Here is a 1,462-nt window from a genome sequence, read left to right on the forward strand (position 1 = left end):
GGCTCGACGACCTCGGCCGCGTCCGGCTCGGGGTCGGCGTCGACCGGGATCGGGAAGTACACCTCGTCGCCCCAGGTCGCGGCGGTCCCCTCGACGGGCAGCGCCTCCCAGAGGAGTTCGGCGGTGGGGGTCGGCTTCAGGGAGGCGGTCGTCTCGCCGCCGTTCCACGAGATTCGGATGCGCATGGGGAGTGTGTACCGCACCACTCCCCCCAATGTCCATAATGCGATTCACGATTTTCGTTATACGGAATATACGTGCTGTTGGGGCGACCACGACCCGGCCCGGGGAACGCCCCCGGGCATGAGCGAGCGCCCCGACCCCGCCCCTGGCCCCGGCCCCGTCGACGGCGGCGCCTCCGGCCCAGCTTCCGGCGCCGGCGCGGCGTGGTCCACCGGGGCCACTGCGGCCGGGGCCGCGTTCCTGTTCATCCTGCTCCGCCTGATGGCGGTGGCCCACTACGACTGGGACACCGCCTCCGGGCTGGCCGACGTGGTGGACTTCAGCGACGCCGTCACCATCGCGGTGGGCACCTTCCTCGGCGCCGGCCGGGTGGCCGCGTGGCTGATGGCCGCGATCGTCCCGCTGACCGCCGCCGGCCACCTGCGCCACCTCCGGGAGGGCCGCCCCTCCCCGGCGTCCCTGCTGGTGGTGCTGGCGCTGGTCGCGGTCTTCGCCGCGGCGGTGGTGTCCTTCTCCGCCTGGGGCGCGCTGGCCTCCGGCCTGGTCTGGTTCGCCGTCCTGGCCGCCGTCGACCTGCGCCCCGGCCCCGTCCGCGACCTGCTGCGCCGGCTCGTCGCCCGCGTCGGGCTGCTCACCCTGGCGGCGGTGCTCACCGCCTCGGCGATCAGCGACGAGGTGTGGGTGTCCCGGGAGCGCATCGCGCTCGGCGACCGGGTGGTGGAGGGCTACGTCATCAAGAACGGCGGCCAGTTCCTCACCGTGCTCACCGCCGAGGAGCGGGAGAAGCGCATCCTGCTCTCGCGCGAGGTGACGTCGCGGACCGGGGTGGGGTGACCCCGCCCGCGCCGGTCCGGGCCGCGGGGCCCCGCCCATTACGCTGGGCCCGTGCCCAGCCTCCTCACCCGCGTGCGGTCCGACCGCAGGGTGCGCCTCGCCGTCCTCGCCGCCGTCCTGGTGTCCGCCGCGCTCGCGCTGGCCGACCGGTGGGACGAGGCGCGCGGCGCGCTCGCCGCGCTGCCGCCGTGGGCGCTTCCCGCCTCCCTCGCCTGCGCCCTGGCCGCGCTCGGCGGACAGATGATGGCGTGGCGGGCGCTGCTTGCCGGGCTCGGGTCGCCGCTGCCGGTGCCCACGGCGGCGCGGGCGATGTTCGTCGGCCAGCTCGGCAAGTACCTGCCGGGGTCGGTGTGGGCGTTCGCCGCCCAGGTGGAGCTGGCCCGCGACCACGAGGTGCCCCGCCACCGCGGGGCGGCGGCCACCGTGCAGGCGGTGGCGGGGGCCC

2 protein-coding genes and 1 pseudogene are annotated in these 1,462 nt (G+C 76.1%); 2 read left to right on the forward strand and 1 reads right to left on the reverse strand.

Features of this window, described 5'->3' with window-relative positions; translation table 11 throughout:
- A partial coding sequence (locus D476_RS0121420; protein ID WP_026123723.1) for a cyclophilin-like family protein occupies positions 1–185 on the reverse strand: 185 nt, incomplete at its 3' end.
- 118 nt (positions 186–303) lie between these two features.
- Between D476_RS0121420 and D476_RS0121425 the strand changes: the two genes are divergently transcribed.
- Positions 304–1,017, forward strand: coding sequence for a hypothetical protein (locus D476_RS0121425; RefSeq protein WP_017625971.1), 714 nt, complete (start codon positions 304–306; stop codon positions 1,015–1,017).
- 51 nt (positions 1,018–1,068) lie between these two features.
- Positions 1,069–1,462: pseudogene (locus tag D476_RS0121430) on the forward strand (lysylphosphatidylglycerol synthase domain-containing protein); the annotation flags it as partial.

It is taken from the genome of Nocardiopsis chromatogenes YIM 90109, from assembly GCF_000341185.1.
GTDB lineage: Bacteria > Actinomycetota > Actinomycetes > Streptosporangiales > Streptosporangiaceae > Nocardiopsis_A > Nocardiopsis_A chromatogenes.

Coding starts and splice junctions, on each gene's coding strand:
- D476_RS0121425 (WP_017625971.1), top strand. CDS start 304: ATGAGCGAGCGCCCCGACCCCGCCCCTGGCCCCGGCCCCGTCGACGGC.